11 protein-coding genes are annotated in these 17,159 nt (G+C 63.4%); 8 read left to right on the top strand and 3 right to left on the bottom strand.

Going from position 1 to position 17,159, the window contains the following annotated elements:
- The first annotated feature begins 159 nt into the window (after nt 1–159).
- The 6 genes from QD356_RS14915 to QD356_RS14890 all read left to right on the top strand — a co-directional run bounded on the left by QD356_RS14915 (nt 160) and on the right by QD356_RS14890 (nt 7,218).
- The gene (locus QD356_RS14915; protein WP_043334655.1) at nt 160–1,542 is read left to right on the top strand and encodes an L-serine ammonia-lyase; all 1,383 of its coding nucleotides are present in this window, start codon (nt 160–162) and stop codon (nt 1,540–1,542) included.
- A 588-nt stretch (nt 1,543–2,130) separates the two neighbouring features.
- On the top strand, nt 2,131–2,964 hold the full coding sequence (locus tag QD356_RS14910) for an ABC transporter ATP-binding protein (protein ID WP_052384708.1): 834 nt from the start codon (nt 2,131–2,133) through the stop codon (nt 2,962–2,964).
- Nucleotides 2,961–3,758 (top strand): ABC transporter ATP-binding protein, encoded by a 798-nt coding sequence (locus QD356_RS14905; RefSeq protein WP_192839127.1) that lies wholly within the window; start codon nt 2,961–2,963, stop codon nt 3,756–3,758. Before QD356_RS14910 ends, QD356_RS14905 begins: the two co-directional genes overlap by 4 nt.
- A gap of 280 nt (nt 3,759–4,038) precedes the next feature.
- Nucleotides 4,039–5,220 carry an ABC transporter substrate-binding protein gene (locus QD356_RS14900; protein WP_052384712.1) on the top strand — a complete coding sequence of 394 codons (1,182 nt, stop codon included), beginning with the start codon at nt 4,039–4,041 and terminating at the stop codon, nt 5,218–5,220.
- 107 nt (nt 5,221–5,327) lie between these two features.
- Nucleotides 5,328–6,215 carry a branched-chain amino acid ABC transporter permease gene (locus tag QD356_RS14895; protein WP_192839126.1) on the top strand — a complete coding sequence of 296 codons (888 nt, stop codon included), beginning with the start codon at nt 5,328–5,330 and terminating at the stop codon, nt 6,213–6,215.
- A 73-nt stretch (nt 6,216–6,288) separates the two neighbouring features.
- Nucleotides 6,289–7,218, top strand: coding sequence for a branched-chain amino acid ABC transporter permease (locus QD356_RS14890; protein ID WP_199852415.1), 930 nt, complete (start codon nt 6,289–6,291; stop codon nt 7,216–7,218).
- Between the two features lie 480 nt (nt 7,219–7,698).
- Here the strand turns inward: QD356_RS14890 and nirD are convergent, their stop codons facing one another.
- The 3 genes from nirD to QD356_RS14875 are packed head-to-tail and all read right to left on the bottom strand — an operon-like array spanning nt 7,699 to nt 12,226.
- Nucleotides 7,699–8,142, bottom strand: coding sequence for a nitrite reductase small subunit NirD (gene nirD, locus QD356_RS14885; RefSeq protein WP_192839125.1), 444 nt, complete (start codon nt 8,140–8,142; stop codon nt 7,699–7,701).
- A complete protein-coding gene (nirB, locus tag QD356_RS14880) occupies nt 8,139–10,796 on the bottom strand; it encodes a nitrite reductase large subunit NirB (RefSeq protein ID WP_192839124.1) in 2,658 nt (885 codons plus the stop codon). The genes nirD and nirB overlap by 4 nt, the downstream gene beginning before the upstream one ends.
- Nucleotides 10,793–12,226, bottom strand: coding sequence for an FAD-dependent oxidoreductase (locus QD356_RS14875; RefSeq protein ID WP_192839123.1), 1,434 nt, complete (start codon nt 12,224–12,226; stop codon nt 10,793–10,795). Before QD356_RS14875 ends, nirB begins: the two co-directional genes overlap by 4 nt.
- A gap of 841 nt (nt 12,227–13,067) precedes the next feature.
- Between QD356_RS14875 and QD356_RS14870 the strand changes: the two genes are divergently transcribed.
- Nucleotides 13,068–15,932 (top strand): molybdopterin-dependent oxidoreductase, encoded by a 2,865-nt coding sequence (locus tag QD356_RS14870; protein WP_192839122.1) that lies wholly within the window; start codon nt 13,068–13,070, stop codon nt 15,930–15,932.
- A complete protein-coding gene (cobA, locus tag QD356_RS14865) occupies nt 15,901–16,887 on the top strand; it encodes a uroporphyrinogen-III C-methyltransferase (RefSeq protein WP_225996625.1) in 987 nt (328 codons plus the stop codon). The genes QD356_RS14870 and cobA overlap by 32 nt, the downstream gene beginning before the upstream one ends.
- Nucleotides 16,888–17,159 lie beyond the last annotated feature (272 nt).

Below are 17,159 nucleotides of genomic sequence, written 5' to 3'. Positions count from 1 at the left end.
GAAGAGCATAGTTTACGCCGTTTTTGATGCATAGGGTTTAGTCAGGCTAAACCCACGACCAATTTTTATGGTTTGTCGCGTCCCGCCCCCATCCATCATCATTGCCTCATCCACTGGCAGGCGCTCAGGCGCGGCGAGTTTCCGAGATGAGGTGTTGTCATGTCCATCAGTGTATTTGATCTCTTCAAGGTCGGTGTCGGCCCCTCCAGCTCACACACCGTCGGCCCGATGCGTGCTGCCGCGCAGTTCGTCGAGACCCTGCGCTCGCGTGACCAGCTGGAGCGCGTGGCGCGAATCGAGGTGCAATTGCATGGTTCGCTGTCTGCCACCGGCGTAGGCCATGGCACCGACAAGGCGACCATTCTCGGCCTGATGGGCGAGCTGCCGGAAACGATCGACCCTGCGATCATCGACCCCTGCATCGAAGAGCTGCTGGAGTCCCAGACACTGCTGCTCGACAACCGCATCGCGGTGCCCTTCGTGTGGGTGCGTGACATGCAGTGGCACGATGCGCCGCTGCCGTATCACCCCAATGCCATGCGTCTGATCGCCTACGGCCATCGCGATGAGCTGTATCGCAATGTCTATTACTCGGTGGGCGGCGGTTTCGTGGTCGACGAAGTCGAGGCCGCGCGTGACCCGCTGCTGGAAGACGAAAGCCTGCGTCTGCCGTATGAATTCAACACCGCCAATGAACTGCTGGCGCTGTGTCGCATGCATAAGATGCGCATCAGCGAGCTGATGATGGCCAACGAATGTGCGCTGCGCAGTGAGACCCAGGTGCGTCGTGGGCTATGGCGCATCTGGGAAGTGATGAACGAGTGCATCGACAACGGCCTGACGCACGAAGGCGTGCTGCCCGGCGGTCTCAACGTCAAGCGCCGTGCCAAGCGTCTGCATGCACGTCTGCTGGATGTGGAATCCAGCAAGTCGATCATCACCTCGACCTTCTCGGCGATGGACTGGGTCAACCTGTTCGCGCTGGCGGTCAATGAAGAGAACGCGGCCGGCGGCCGCATGGTGACGGCGCCGACCAATGGCGCGGCCGGTATCATTCCGGCGGTGCTCAGCTATTACATGAAATTCCAGGAAGATGCTCGCGAGGAGGACGTGGTCGACTTCCTGCTCACGGCAGCCTCGGTGGGCATCCTGTGCAAGAAGAACGCCTCCATCTCCGGCGCGGAAGTCGGCTGTCAGGGCGAGGTTGGCTCCGCCTGCGCGATGGCGGCCGCCGGGCTTGCCGAGCTGATGGGCGCGACGCCGGAGCAGGTCGAGAACGCGGCGGAAATCGGTCTCGAACACAACCTGGGGCTGACCTGTGACCCGATCGGCGGCCTGGTGCAGATTCCCTGCATCGAGCGCAATGCGATCGCCTCGGTCAAGGCGATCAATGCCGCCCAGATGGCGATGTGCGGCGATGGCGATCACTTCGTCTCGCTGGACAAGGCGATCCGCACCATGCGCGACACCGGCCGCGACATGCAGGACAAGTACAAGGAGACCTCCAAGGGCGGTCTCGCGGTCAACGCCATCGAATGCTGATGCGCCCAGTAGTCACTGACAGGTTCACCGGCTCTGACTGAATAGAACCTGTGTGATGTGAACCTGTGTGATGTGAACCTGACTCGCTCTGCCATGACTTTCCGCCGGAGGCCAGCCGCCTCCGGCCAAACCCGTTGTCTCTTGTCAGGTACATGATCTCCGGCCAGAGGTCATGATCTCGGCAACCCTCGTTGACGCCTCTTCGGCGCGGTATTCCGCGACGGACAGGCGTCTTTTTTATGGCGGAAATAGCGCTCATCTCGACGGTTCGGCTCGGGTTGGTGGGGGAATCTGCCGGCCTCGAGATGTCTCGGGAGGGCTGCGTTGTAAAGAAGTCGCTGATATATCGGCTATTGGTCGAGTGAGCGCGCTTGCCGCTGGCAGCGCGCCTCTCACTATTCTAGTTTACGTTAACGTCAGTTGCGCCGATCGCAACGATGGCGCATATCAAGGGCCTGTGGATAGCGCCTGTTGATGCTGCGTGCCGATGACGAGTCGCGATGTTGCGGGCATCCGCGCTGACGAACAGCCCTCATGTCTCTTGGAAGACACAGACCACCGGCTTGCCGGTCAGGACGGAGTACTGACATGCCATCACCGCCCATTCAGGGGCCGCGTGCCAGCGGGGGCGCATCAGCGACGGCCCCGATTCTCGAGACGCGTGGCTTGAGCAAGGACTTTCGAGGTTTCACGGCCGTCGATGACGTCAATCTCCAGGTGCAGGAAGGGCATATCCATGCCCTGATCGGCCCCAATGGCGCCGGCAAGACGACAGTCTTCAATCTGCTGACGCGCTTTCTACCGGCCACCCGCGGCGAGATTCTCTATCGCGGCAAATCCATCACTCGCATGAAGTCGCATGAGATTGCGCGCCTGGGGTTGGTGCGCTCCTTCCAGATATCGGCAGTGTTTTCCCAGATGACGGTGCTCGAGAACGTGCGGGTCGCCCTGCAACGCCCCCAAGGCACCTCGTTTCATTTCTGGAAGCCGGAACGCAGCCTCGACAGCCTGAACGAGCAGGCATTGCATCTGCTGGAGCAGGTAGGGCTGCGCGATGACGCTCACCGTGTGACCGCCAGTCTGCCCTATGGCCGCAAGCGGGCGCTGGAGCTGGCGACCACGCTGGCGCTTGAGCCCACGCTGATGCTGCTGGACGAGCCGACCCAGGGCATGGGTGCCGAGGATGTGGACCGCGTGGTCGAGCTGATCCGTGTCGCGGCGCGGGGCCGTACGGTGCTGATGGTCGAGCACAATCTGAGCGTGGTCAGCCGTCTGTGCGATCGCATCAGCGTGCTGGCGCGCGGGCGGGTGCTGGCGGAGGGCGACTACGCCAGCGTATCGGCCAATCCCGAGGTGCGTGAAGCGTATCTGGGCAGTGAAGCGCCCGAGTCCACGGCGGATGAGCACAAGGAGGTTTCATGACGGTGGTTATGGAGCAGGCGACGGACAGGCAAGCCTCGGCGGCCAACTCGCCGCTGGGGGAAGAGCAGCTCTGCCTGCGCGAGCTGAACGCCTGGTATGGCGAGTCCCATGTGCTGCATGGCGTCAACATGACGGTGCGGCGCGGCGAACTGGTGACCTTGCTGGGGCGCAACGGGGCCGGACGCAGCAGCACGCTGCGCGCGATCATGAACATGGTCGGCCGGCGCAGCGGCGACATCCTCATCAAGGGGCAGGACAGCATGGGGCTGGCGCCGCATCGCATCGCCCATCTCGGTGTCGGCTTCTGCCCCGAGGAGCGCGGCATCTTCGCCAGTCTGAGCGTCGAGGAGAATCTGCTGCTGCCACCGCTGGTCAGGAGCACAGGACATGACCAGGGCCGGAGCCAGGGCCAGAGCCAGGGCATGACGCTGGATGAGCTCTATGCGCTGTTCCCCAATCTGCATGAGCGGCGCACCAGTCAGGGCACGCGCCTCTCCGGTGGCGAGCAGCAGATGCTGGCGTTGGCGCGCATCCTGCGCACCGGGGCGGACCTGCTGCTGCTGGATGAGATCACCGAGGGGCTGGCGCCGGTCATCAACCAGAAGCTGGCCGAAGTGCTGATGATGCTGAAGGCGCGCGGCATGACCATCGTGCTGGTGGAGCAGAACTTCTGCTTTGCCGCACCGCTGGCCGACCGTCATTACCTGATGGAGCACGGCACCATTCTGGAAGAGATCAGCGCGGCCGAATTGCCGGCCCGCCACGAATATCTGCACAAGGTACTGGGGGTCTGAGCTCCCGCTCGAGCTGAGCTGCACAGGGCTGGCCGCCATGCACAGCCTTGTACTCGCCAATCTGAAGTCCGTACGTCTCGCCACAACAATCACAATATTGCCGGGAAACCGGTCTGGAGATGTCATGCACGCCACCGCTTCATCCAACGCCACTGCTACATCCAACGCCACCGTTTCATCCAACGCCACCGTTTCATCCAACGCCACCCCTGCCGCGTCACCGTTGTCACGCCGCATCACGGCGGCCACATGCCGGCGCCTGTTGCCGCTGTCCGCGCTCATGATGGGGTCACTGCTGTCGGCGGGAATCGCGCAGGCCGATATCAGCGACGGCGTGATCAAGATCGGCTATCTGGCCGACATGTCGGGCACCTATCGTGACCTGGCAGGCCCAGGCGGCCTCGATGCGCTCAAGATGGCGGTCGAGGACTTCGGCGGCAGCGTCAACGGCATGCCGATCGAGGTATTGAGTGCCGATGACCGCAACAGCGCCGATGTCGGTGCCAATACGGTGCGCGGCTGGATCGATCAGCAGAATGTCGACATGGTCGCCGGGCTGGTGGCCTCATCGGTGAGCATCGCGGTGACGCGGATTCTCGCCGAACAGGACACGCTGGGTATCGTCTCCGGCTCGGCGGCTTCCAGCATCACCAATGAGCATTGCACGCCCAATCATGTCCACTGGGTGTATGACACCTATCCGCTGGCGCACGGCACGGCCAAGGCGATCGTCGATGAAGGCGGCGACAGCTGGTTCCTTTTGACCGCGGATTACGCCTTCGGTCATGCCCTGGAAGGCGATGTGGAAAAGGTGGTGAACGAGAACGGCGGCACCATCGTCGGCAAGGTACGTCATCCATTCCCGACCAGTGATTTCTCCTCCTACATCCTGCAGGCGCAGGGCTCCGGGGCCAAGATCGTCGGGCTGGCCAATGCCGGGTCGGACACCGTCAATGCGCTGACCACGGCGAGTCAGTTCGGCGTGGTACAGGCCGGGCAGTCGCTGGCGGGGCTGCTGATCTTCCTCAACGACGTGCATGCCCTGGGGCTTGAGGTGGCGCAGGGGTTGCAGCTCACCACCGGCTGGTACTGGGACCTCAATGACGAGACACGCGCCTGGTCCCAGCGCTATCACGAGCGCAATGAGCGCATGCCGACCATGGTGCAGGCCGGTATCTACTCCAGCACCCTGCATTACCTGAATGCGGTCGCGGCCACCGGCAGCGATGACACCGCCACCGTGCGCGCCAGAATGGGCGAGACGCCGGTCAACGACATGTTCGCCAACAACGGCACCATCCGTGCCGATGGGCGCATGGTGCACGACATGTATCTGGTCAAGGTCAAGGCGCCCTCCGAGTCCCAAGGCGAGTGGGATGTCTATGACGTGATCCGCACCATTCCCGGCGCTGAAGCCTACCGACCGCTGGCGGACAGCCAGTGCGAGCTGGTCAAGGGCTGAAGGCGAACGTCAGTCGAGTCGCTGAGGCGTATGGCATGGCGCTGCCGGTCGGGTGATCGGCAGCGCCGAGCGGCTGACGCGAATGGGCGCTGAAAAGGAATGTGCGGATGACCATGATTTTTGGAATACCCCTGATGGTGCTGTTCGGTCAGCTGATGCTGGGGCTGATCAACGGTGCCTTCTATGCATTGCTGAGCCTGGGGCTGGCGGTGATCTTCGGTCTGTTGCGCATCATCAACTTCGCGCATGGTGCCCAGTACATGCTGGGCGCCTTTGCGGCGCTGCTGGGAGCGCAATATCTGGGGCTCAACTACTGGACGGCGCTGATCGTGGTGCCGTTGGTGGTGGGTGCCCTGGGCATCGTGGTCGAGCGTCTGCTGCTGCGGCGCATCCAGCATCTTGATCACCTCTATGGCCTGTTGCTGACCTTCGGGCTGGCGCTGATCTTCGAGGGCACGCTGGTGAATCTGTTCGGTGTCTCGGGGGCGAGCTATCCGATCCCCGAGGCGTTGAGTGGCGGCTTCAAGCTGAGCTTCATGTTCCTGCCCACCTACCGCGCCTGGGTGCTGGTGGCGGCGTTGGTGGTCTGCTTCGGAGTCTGGTTCCTGATCGAGCGCACGCGCCTCGGTGCCTATCTGCGCGCGGGAACCGAGAATCCCGAGCTGGTGCAGGCCTTCGGCATCAATGTGCCCTTGATGGTGTCGCTGACCTACGGACTCGGTGTGGCGCTTGCCGCCTTCGCCGGCGTGCTGGCCGCGCCCTTGTATCCCGTCTCGCCGACCATGGGCTCGAGCCTGCTGATCGTGGTGTTCGCGGTGGTGGTCATCGGCGGGATGGGCTCGATTCTCGGCGCCATTCTCACCGGGCTCGCGATGGGGCTGATCGAGGGGCTGACCAAGGTGTTCTATCCCGAGGCCGCCAATACCGTGATCTTCGTGGTGATGGTGATGGTGTTGATGCTTCGCCCTGCCGGGCTGTTCGGAAAGGAGGCCTGACATGGCCGTACTGCAACAGGATCACCAGGCCGCGCGTGCAGGTAGCGCGCCGCGCAGAATCACCCCGCTGGGCATGCTGTATCTCGTGCTGTTCCTGCTCGGGTTGCTGGCGCCCTGGGTCGCCTATCCCGTCTTTCTGATGAAGATTCTGTGCTTTGCGCTGTTCGCCAGCGCCTTCAATCTGCTGCTCGGCTTCGTGGGGCTGCTGTCCTTCGGGCATGCCGCCTTCCTGGCCACGGGCGCCTATATCACCGGCTTCTTGCTCGCGGAATACCCGGGCCTGAGTCCGGCGCTGGGCATCGTGGCCGGTACGCTCGGCGCGGTAGTGCTGGGGACGCTGTTCGGGGCGCTGGCCATCCGGCGACAGGGCATCTACTTCGCGATGATCACGCTGGCCCTGGCCCAGATGATGTTCTTCTTCTTCATCCAGGCGCCGTTCACCCACGGCGAGGATGGACTGCATGGCGTGCCGCGCGGTGAGCTGTTCGGCGTGTTCGATCTGGCGAACAACCACACCCTCTATTACTTCGTGTTCGCGATCTTCGTGGCGGCCTTTGCCCTGATCCGGCGCGTGGTGCATTCCCCCTTCGGTCAGGTCCTGAAGGCCATCCGCGAGAATGAACCGCGCGCCATCTCGCTGGGCTATCACACCGATGCCTACAAGCTGGTGGCCTTCGTGCTGTCGGCGGGGCTGGCAGGCCTGGCGGGAGCGACCAAGACGCTGGTGTTCCAGCTCGCCTCGCTGGGTGATGCCAGCTGGCACATGTCGGGGGAGGTGATCCTGATGACATTGCTGGGCGGCGTCGGCACGCTGCTCGGGCCACTGGTGGGCTCCGGGCTGGTCATCGGGCTGCAGCACCAGTTGGCGCAATCCGCGCTGGGGGATTGGGTCAGCGTGATTCTAGGCGCCATCTTCGTGGTCTGCGTGCTCAGCTTCCGCAGCGGCATCATCGGGGAATGTCAGCGCTGGATTGCGCGTCGTCAGCAGCGGGAAGAAAAATGAGTGGCGAGGCGACGAGAAGGAAAAGCGAGAAGCACGAAGGGAGATCAGCAAGAAGGAGTGAGCGGCCTATCGTGCTCTGAAGCAAAGAGAATCAATGACTTGCCGATGACTTCAGGCATAAAAAAAGTCCACCCCAAATAGGGTGGACTTAAATGCCATTGTATATCGAGGGGGATACGCCGGTCCCGGATCCTCGACTCAGCAATGAGCACGCCATGCGAGATAGCCGCCATTTGCCATCTCGCTTTATAGATTGCATACCTGGTGCCAGCTTTCTAGCAAGTCATTCAAAATCAATAGCTTGAGTGTTTTCTCTTCGCCAGATGCCTGTCAGGTGGCGTTCAGGCGAGTCGAGGCGTGCGCATTGCCGGGCGGATCATGGTGCGTTGCAGCATGGTTGTGCACCAAATATGTGCCATTTTTCGAGCATATCCGTACGTCATCAATAGCTTATGTGCTTTTCAGGCATCGGCCTGTCCGCTAGCACTGTATCTGCACGGCATCCCCCTCGAGGCGAACCGGCCACACCTGAAGCGAGAGCGTCTCGTCATCCAGGCATTGGCCATCCTTGAGTCGATAGCGCTGCTTGTAGAGCGGCGAGATCACCAGTGGCTCACCGGCATGATCGCCCAGCAGACCGCGGGCAATCACGTTGGCGCCTGACACCGGGTCATGATGGTCGATGGCGAATAGCGTGAGGTCATCGCTATCGGCTGTGGCCGGCAGCGTGAACAGGGCGATCTGGCGGGCCTGGCCGTCCGCCTCAAGCCAGGCGGCCACGCCGGAGCCCGGCACCAGGTCCTCGCGCTGGCAGAGTGTCACCCAGCGCAGCGGCGTCTGTGCCGCGGCAGAGGAGTCCTGTGTTGCAGAGGACGGGCTGGAGAGCGGATCGGTAGTTGTCGTGGCGAGTGCAGGCGATGTCATGAGCGTACCTCCGTGGCCAGGTGGGTCGTTGACTGAGGCTGATGTTCTGCCACTGCTTCGCGTTCGCCACCGTCGCTGGTGATCAGGTTGCCACTGGCCAGTTCATCGCGGCTGGCGGGGCGAATCTGGTCACGCTCGACGATATTGACCACGTCAGGGTCCGGGCGTTGGTCATTCACGTAGCTACGGAAGCGCTTGAGCTTCTCGGGGCTCTTGAGCGCATTGGCCCATTCGCATTCGTAGCGGTCCACCACCTGCTGCATCTGCTCTTCGAGCGTCTCGCCGAGCCCCAGGCTGTCCTCGAGAATCACCTCTTTCAGATAGTCGAGGCCGCCTTCGAGGCCCTCGCGCCAGACGGAGGTGCGCTGCAGGCGGTCGGCGGTGCGGATGTAGAACATCAGGAAGCGGTCGATGGTGCGAATCAGGCTCTCGTCATCCAGATCGGTCGCGAACAGCTCGGCATGACGCGGGCGCATGCCGCCGTTGCCGCAGACATAGAGGTTCCAGCCGTTCTCGGTGGCGATCACGCCGACATCCTTGCTCTGGGCCTCGGCGCATTCACGGGTGCAGCCAGAGACGGCGAACTTGAGCTTGTGCGGTGAACGCAGGCCCTTGTAGCGGTCTTCCAGCGTCAGCGCCATCGCCATGCTGTCCTGCACGCCATAGCGACACCAGGTGCTGCCGATGCAGGATTTCACCGTGCGGGTGGACTTGCCGTAGGCGTGGCCGGTCTCGAAGCCGGCGGCGATCAGCTCGCTCCAGATATCCGGCAATTCATGCAGCTGGGCACCGAAGAGGTCGATGCGCTGACCGCCGGTGATCTTGGTATAGAGGTTGTAGCGCTTGCCGATCTCACCGATGGCGATCAGCTTGTCCGGCGTGATTTCGCCGCCGGGGATGCGCGGCACCACGGAATAGGTGCCGTTCTTCTGCATGTTGGCCATGAAGGTGTCGTTGGTGTCCTGCAGCGGAATGTGCGAGGACTCGGTGATCGGCGCGTTCCAGCACGAGGCCAGAATCGAGCCCACCGCCGGCTTGCAGATCTCGCAGCCCAGGGCATCCGGATGGCGGCCGTGGCTGGCCATCAGCTCGGCGAAGGTCTCGATGCCTTCGACGCGCACCAGCGAGTAGAGCTCCTGACGCGTGTGCGCGAAGTGCTCGCACAGTGAGCGATCGACCTCGACGCCACGACTTTCCAGCTCGGCATCCACCACCTTCTTGAGCAGCGCCGCACAGCCCCCGCAGCCGGTGCTGGCCTTGGTGCAGGCCTTGATGGCGCCCAGATCACTGTTGCCGGCATCGATGGCGCTGCAGACATCGCCCTTGGAGACGTTGTGGCAGGAGCACAGCGTGGCGCTGTCGGGCAGGGCATCCGCGCCCAGCGTGATGGCTTCGCCACTGGCATCCGGCAGGATGAGTGCCGCCGGGTCCTTGGGCGCCGCGATGCCATTGGTGACGTACTGCAGCAGGGTGTCGTAGCGCGAGTTGTCGCCGATCAGTACCGCGCCCAGCACCCGCTTGCGGTCCTGCGAGACGATCAGGCGGCGATAGACGCCGTCGGCCTCGTCACAGTAGCGATAGCTGATCGCGCCCTCGGTCTTGCCGTGGGCGTCACCGATGGAGCCGACATCCACGCCCAGCAGCTTGAGCTTGGTGGACATGTCGGCGCCCTGGAAGCGGAAGCTCTCCTGAGAGGCGCTTGCGGCATCGCCAGCGCTGGCGGCCAGCAGGGACGCCACGCCGCGTGCCATCTGATAGCCCGGCGCGACCAGTCCGAAGATGCGCGATTGCCACAGAGCGCACTCGCCGATGGCGAAGATTTCCGGGTCCGAGGTGCGGCATTCGTCATCGATGATGATGCCGCCGCGCTCGCCGATCTCGAGGCTGGCGCTGCGTGCCAGCGCATCCTGAGGACGGATGCCGGCGGAGAACACGATCAGGTCGGTCTCCAGATACTCGCCATCGGAGAAGTTCATCCGCCACTGATGGTGCTCGCCGGGCACGATGTCGGTGGTGGCGCGATTGAGGTGCACCCCCACGCCCAGCGCAGTGATGTGTTGCTTGAGCGCAAGGCCGCCATCCTCATCCAGCTGCACCGGCATCAGGCGTGGCGCGAATTCGACGACATGCGCTTCCAGGCCGAGTGACTTGAGGGCATTGGCGGCTTCCAGCCCGAGCAGGCCACCGCCGACCACCACGCCGTGTGTCTTGCCATCGGCGGCAGCGCGAATCTGATCAAGATCTTCCAGGGTGCGGTAGACCAGGCGATTGCTGGCGGCGGCCTCGCTTCCCGGCTCACCGAGGCCCTGGATGGGCGGCACGAAGGGGGTCGAGCCGGTTGCCAGCACCAGGCTGTCGTAGGGGTAGCGTCCACGCGGGGTGATGACATGGCCGCCATCGCGGTCGATGGCGGTGACGCACTCGTCGAGGTGCAGGGTGACGCCCGCCTTGCGGTAGTCGTCGGCGGTGCCGAGCGCGAGAGATTCGGCATCACGTCCGGTGAAATACTCCGAGAGATGCACGCGGTCGTAGGCGATGTGGCGTTCTTCGCCAAAGACATGAATCTGGTAGTGCGCGGTGGCACCCAGTGCGATCAGCTGCTCGACGCAGTGATGGCCAACCATGCCATTGCCGATGATGATCAGGTGTTTCATGCGGCCTCCTCGAAGGTGTCAGGGGTGTTGTCGTTCTTGTCTGTGGTGTCGCGATCACGATGCTGGTCTGTCATGTCTTGAGTGCCCGGCTTGCCGCTGGGGTCATCGGGCGCCGTCGGCGGGCCGTCCTGGGTCAGACGTGCGAGGGCTTCTGCCGGCATCAGCAGGAGGTCTTCGCGAATCCTGGTCAGTGGCGTACCGGCCCTGAGCGCTTCGAACAGGGCGTTGCCGGCACTGACGTCGCCGTAGAGCACCACGCCGACCAGGCGCTCCTCGCGCAGCAGCAGTCGGCGGTAGTCGCCCAGGGCGTGGTCCTGATAGACCAGCACCTCGTCATTCGGCCGGGGGGCAAGCTCGCCGCAGCTGTAAAGGTCGATGCCGCTGACCTTGAGACGCGTCGCCAGTGGCGCATTGCGATAGGGCGGGGTCGGTTGCACGAGAAGCTGGCGGGCGAGCACTTCGATCTGCGCCCAGATGGGCTCGATCAGGCCGAAGGTCTCGCCAGCCACCTCACAGCATTCGCCCAACGCGTGAATGTGCGGATCGCTCGTGAGCAGGTGGCCATCGACCTGGATGGCGCGCTGACAGGCCAGTCCTGCAGCACGCGCAAGCTCGATTTCGGGGCGGATGCCGGTGGCGGCGATGGTCAGTCCGGCGTGAAGTTCGCGGCCATCCGTGAGGCGCACGCCGCTGATGCGGCCCGCCGGGGACTCGAGCCACTCTTCGAGGTGCGCGCCAGTGATGATGTCGAGGCCACGCTCGCGAAGTTCCTGCTCCAGCAGTCCGGCCGCGACCTGATCCAGTTGACGGTTCATCAGGCGCTCGCTGCGCTGCAGCAGCGTCACCTCAAGGCCACCCTTGCGCAGGCCCTCGGCGGCCTCGAGCCCGAGCAGCCCGCCACCGATGACCAGTGCGCCGGCGCCCTCCTGCCGTCCGGCAAGACAGGCGGCCTGCATCTGCTCGACATCCTTCAGATCGCGAAAGCCCATCAGTCCCGGCGGCCAGTCATTGGCGGACGACGCCTTTGGCAGGTGAGCGGGCAGAGGCAGGGGCAGCGCTGGACGTGAGCCGGTCGCGATCACCAGCCGCTGATAGGGGATGCGGCCACCGCTGGCGGTCTCGACACAGCGGGCGGCGCGATCGATCTGGCTGACGGGGTCGCCGCTGATCCGTGTGATGCCGTGCCGCGAGAACCAGTCGGCCTGCTGGCTGATCAGGCCTTCGGTTCGTGTCTCGCCGGCCAATAGCGGCGAGAGCTGAATGCGATTGTAGGGGAGGTGGGGCTCCTCGCCGATCACCGTGACCGGCCAGGGCAGCTGCTGATCAGGGCTCAGCGAGACCAGCTTTTCCAACAGCTTCTGCGCCGCCATGCCGTGGCCGATGATGACCAGTGCTGGCGTAGGCTCGCGGGTGGTAGATGACGGATGCATTCTGCCTCCTTGCGCTGACGTTCTGGACGCATAAAAAAAGCGCCTGCTTGCCGCCGTGATGATCACGACGTCAAGCAGGCGCCTTTGCCTGGAAGATGAGGGCTAAGCATTGGATAGCGAGTTGCAGCGTCAGGTGACGATGTCTCTGTCACCTGCAACTGCGGCAGGTCTGGCGGACCGTTGGCTGCTGCATGTCACTCATCGGAGTGATGCGCTGCGAGACCTGCGATTCGGGGTCGTCATTGACCCAACCTGCCGATACTCAGGCGAATTCGGTGCCGCTTCAGAGAAAGTCGCTATTTTTCATTCACTTGCAGTTGCAGATGCTCGAGGCGAGGTCCTGCCATGGTCGAGCCGGTCGCGGTTGCGGGAGGCATCAAGGCAGGGTTTGGTGCAGTCGCATGCGCTGATGCACATGGCTGGTGCGTCAGCGGTGCCTGGCGCTGGCCGTCTCGCGCTGTTCGCCTCCTGCATCGGTAGCTTATGACAGCCAAGTGATTGTTATTTCTGGTGATTGGTCAGGGTTGGTCTGTTAAGTGCGTCTGTCAGGTCATGGGTGTGATACCTGATTGAGGGTTCGCGTCTCCGCAAGCTTCACTGTTGCGAGACTCGTGAACCGGCCAACGGCGGCTCTTCAATCATGCACGCCATGTCGACGTCTCGAAGACGAGATTGCGCACCCATCGGCATGACGAGATCGTATTCACCATCAGTTTCCATTGTCAGTCTGCAGGGCAGACCAGGACTGACAACGACAGGCAAAGGCGCCTGATGACCGCACATTACGTGGCGGGTCATCAGGCGCCTTTTTTCATGCTTACTGCACCAGGGAGTGATGTCGATGCAGGCCAGCAAGCCCCAGAGCACAAGTGAGTCTTCCCCCTGCAGCGCCTCGACGACCTGCCCGTATTGCGGTGTCGGGTGTGGCGTATCACTTGAGCTGGAAACCCAGGTGCAGGAGGGCGGTGAGCTCAAGCGCAGGATCACCGCCGTCAGCGGCGACAACGACCATCCGGCCAATTACGGGCGTCTGTGCGTCAAGGGATCTGCGCTTGCCGAGACACTGTCATCCAGCGGCCGTCTGACGCAGCCTCAGATACGCGATGCCGCAGGCGTGCTGCGAGAGGTCAGCTGGGATACGGCGCTGGACCTGATCGCCGCTCGCTTCGGTGAGCTGCGCAGCACCCATGGTGGGGACAGCATCGCCGCCTATCTGTCGGGGCAGCTGTTGACCGAGGACTATTACCTAGCCAACAAGCTGTTCAAGGGCTTCATCGGTACGCCGCACCTGGATACCAATTCGCGGCTGTGCATGGCCTCGGCGGTCGTGGCGCACAAGCGTGCCTTCGGGGCAGACGCCGTGCCTTGCAGCTATGAGGATCTCGAGCGTGCCGAGCTGGTGGTGCTGGTCGGCAGCAATCTGGCCTGGAATCACCCGGTGCTGTTCCAGCGCCTCAAGCAGGCGCGTATCGACAATCCCTTGCTGCGTATCGTGGTGATCGACCCGCGCCTGACCGACAGCTGCGGGATCGCGGACCTGTATCTGGGCATTCGCCCCGGCAGCGATGCACGCCTCTTCAATGGCTTGCTGGCCTATATGGCCGAGCGCGGACGCACCGATCGCCTCTACCTGGAGGCCCACACCCAGGGTTTCGATGCGGCGCTCAAGCAGGCGAAGCGCGACGACTGCTCGCTTTCCGCAATTGCGCGGGATTGCGATATCGATGTGGAGCGTCTCGAGACCTTCTATTACTGGTTCGCCACCCAGCTGCACGTGGTCACGTTGTTCTCCCAGGGCGTGAATCAATCGACCAGTGGCACCGACAAGGGCAATGCGATCATCAATTGCCATCTGGCAGGCGGCAAGATCGGGCTGCCGGGGGCGGGGCCGTTCTCCATCACCGGGCAGCCCAATGCGATGGGCGGTCGCGAAGTCGGTGGCCTGGCGAACCAGCTGGCGGCACATATGGATTACGACACGCCGGGTGCGCGGGCGCTGGTCAGCGAGTTCTGGAAGGCGCCGAATCTGCCCGAGGGGCCTGGTCACAAGGCGGTCGAGCTGTTCGCGGCGCTGGGGCGTGGCGAGATCAAGGCGCTGTGGATCATGGCGACCAACCCGGCGGTGAGCCTGCCGGATAGCGCACGAGTGCGTGCGGCGCTGGCGGCCTGCCCGCTGGTGATCGTCTCCGAGTGCATGGCCGACAGTGACACCCTGGCGTACGCCGATGTGGTGCTGCCGGCCAGCAGCTGGAGCGAGAAGGATGGCACCGTCACCAACTCCGAGCGCTGCATCTCGCGTCAGCGTGGCCTGCTAACTCCGCCGGGTGAGGCGCGTCATGACTGGTGGCAGCTGGCGGAGGTCGGCAAGCGCATGGGCTATCAGGAGGCTTTCGACTACTCGGGGCCCCACGCGATCTTCCGTGAGCACGCTCGTCTTTCGGGGTTTCGCAATTCTGCGCCGCGTCTCAAGGCCGGTCGCAAGCCAACGGCGACTTCCTCGGTCAAGCGACTGTTCAACATCGCGCCGCTGGCGGAGCTGGATCGCGCGGGTTACGACGCGCTCAAGCCGATCCAGTGGCCGGTACGCCGTGGGGAAAAGGGTGAGCTGATCGGCACGCCGCGCCTGTTCGAGGATGCCACCTTCAACACTCCCAATGGGCGCGCACGGCTGGTGCCCGTGGTGCCGCAATTGCCGCAACAGGCGCTGAGCGATGCGGCGCCGCTGCGCCTCAATACCGGGCGTATCCGTGATCAGTGGCACACCATGACGCGCACCGCGCGCAGTGCTCGCCTGATGAATCATCGTGCCGAGCCTTTCGTGGAGCTTCATCCGCAGGATGCGGCAACTCGCGGCCTGCAGGATGGCGGTCTCGCGCAGCTCAAGGGGCGTGATGAGCAGGGCGGGCTACGTGGGGATTATCGGGCTCGCGTCCGCATCAGCAGTGGTCAGCGTCGCGGGGAGGTGTTCATTCCGATGCACTGGAGCGACCACTTCGCGAGTCATGCCCGAGCCGGTGCGCTGCTGGCGGGGCTCGTCGATCCCTTCTCCGGTCAACCGGAATCCAAGCATGGCGCGGTCGAGGTCGCGCCATTGCCATGCGAGTGGCAGGCCACTCTGTTGATTGCCCCCTCCATCCTGGCCGGGCGTGAGGATCTGGCAGATGCCGTGGCCCAGCTCGATGGACGCTACTGGGCGCGTATTCCGCAATCGGCATTGGTGCGCTACCAGCTGGCAGGTCAGGGCCAGCCGGATTGGCAGCATTGGTGCGAAAGCCATCTGGGTGTCCAGGCGGGACTCTGGGCACAGGACGCCGCCCAGGGTGGCATCAGCGCAGCGGGCTTTCGTGATGGGCGTCTTGTCTGGTGGCTGAAGGTGATGCCGGGTGACGCACACCTCGATCGCCAGCCCAATATCGCCTGGCTGGGCGAGTGCTTCGCATCAGAGCAGCTCTCCGCGCATGAGAGGCGCAGCCTGCTGGCCGGCCGTCTCTCCGGGCAGGCGGATGTCGGGGCGATGGTCTGCGCCTGCCATCAGGTCGGCGAGCTGACCATTCGCCAGGCCATCCAGTCCGGAGACGGTTCCGTGGAAGCCCTGGGCGCGCGACTGGCCTGCGGCACTCGCTGCGGTTCCTGCCTGCCTGAACTCAAACGTCTTGTGGAAGAGGAGCGATCCGATGAGCGGACTGATTCGTTGGAAATGGCGTGACCTGATGTCGGTATCCAGCAGTGCAGAGTCTCTCGGGATTCTCATGGCACGGCTGACCGACGGCCTGATGTCGCGGCGCGAGTGGCGTGGCGAGAATCGGCATGCGCCAGCGCGCAGCGATGCCAACGGGATTTCTCCCGCCTGGGAGGCGTTTCTTCCGGGGCAGGTCGCGCTGGTGGGCGCGGGGCCGGGGGATCCGGACCTGATGACGCTCAAGGCTTGGCGAATGCTGAATGCTGCGGATGCGGTGGTCTATGACCGCCTGGTCGGCGATGAGATTCTCGCTCAGCTACCGGTTCACTGTGAGCGCTATTACGTCGGCAAGGCCTGCGGCAATCATAGTGTGCCGCAGGATGAGATCGGCGCGCTGATGGTTCGCCTGGCGGGGGAAGGCATGCGAGTCGTGCGTCTCAAGGGCGGTGACCCCGGTGTCTTTGGCCGCATGGGGGAAGAGCTCGCGGCCCTCGATGATGCCGCCATCACGCGTCATATCGTGCCGGGCATCACCGCGGCTTCCGGTGCGGCCGCTGCCCTGGGGATGCCATTGACGGACAGGGCGCATGCACAGCGTCTGCGTTTCGTGACCGCTCAGCTCTGCAGCAAGAGTGAGCAGCCTGAATGGCAGCAGCTGGCGCGTCGCGATGAAACGCTTCTCTTCTATATGGGGCTCAATCGTCTCGAGGTGATCTGTGATGAGTTGCAGCGTCATGGACTGCCGGCGGACTGGCCGATGATGCTGGTCGCCAATGCCAGCCTTCCCGAGCAGCAGACTCTGCACGGCTCGCTCGGCAATATGGTGAGTCGTCTGGCCGAGCATCCATTGCCGACACCGTGCCTGATCATCGTGGGCAGTGTCTGCCAGATGGCGGCGGGGAGAGAAAGTGCATTGGCCGATGCCGTCGCGCATGCAGCGGCTCACATGTCTTGCAGGGAAGTTTTTGAAGAAGCGTGTTGAGAGGGGGGAGGTGCGCTTGATGGAGTGGTACTGAAAGCGCCGGTAAATGAAGTGGCTGTATAGAGAGCTCTTCATGTGGTGTTCTTCGAGATGTCGTCCTGATGGCGCTAGAGAAACGCATGGGCCCGCTTTGCACTCTTTTGGACATTGCTGCCAAAAAGCCCTTGCCCTCACGGCGGTTCGTGCGTAAAGTATGCATCCGCTGCCGGGGACGCATGGCGTTACCAGCGGTGAAAGAGGTTTGCAGGTGATTGTTTTGCTTGATGTTTTTG

Origin of the sequence: Cobetia sp. 2AS (genome assembly GCF_029846355.1) — a bacterium.
GTDB classification, from domain to species: domain Bacteria; phylum Pseudomonadota; class Gammaproteobacteria; order Pseudomonadales; family Halomonadaceae; genus Cobetia; species Cobetia amphilecti.
The sequence above is the reverse complement of the archived record's forward strand: the minus strand, read 5'-3'. Positions and strand labels throughout refer to the sequence as shown.